Below are 286 nucleotides of genomic sequence, written 5' to 3' on the forward strand. Positions count from 1 at the left end.
CCCATCTCGGCGCACGCATACTGCAGCACCTCGGACCGATAAATTTTCCCGTTGTCCGAGTAAATGCGTTTCGGCTTCCCGCAACGAAGCACCGCTTCCTTCGTGACGATCCGCAGCCCGTCAAACTTCTCCGAAGGGAAAAATTGGGCATATGGCACTAACCGCGAGCAGTCATCGATATACGCGATCAAAAACGTTTTCTGGGCTTTCCCATGGACGCGAATCGTGGGTCCATGGGATAAGTCCCCTTGCCATAGCTCATTGATCTGGTCATACGCAAAACGCT

Annotated in this window: 1 pseudogene; it reads right to left on the reverse strand. The window is 53.1% G+C overall.

From position 1 onward, the window contains the following. A pseudogene (locus ETC02_RS18710) lies at window positions 1-286 on the reverse strand (DDE-type integrase/transposase/recombinase); the annotation flags it as partial.

Source organism: Geobacillus sp. DSP4a, assembly GCF_013096875.1.
GTDB classification, from domain to species: Bacteria; Bacillota; Bacilli; order Bacillales; family Anoxybacillaceae; genus Geobacillus; species Geobacillus thermophilus.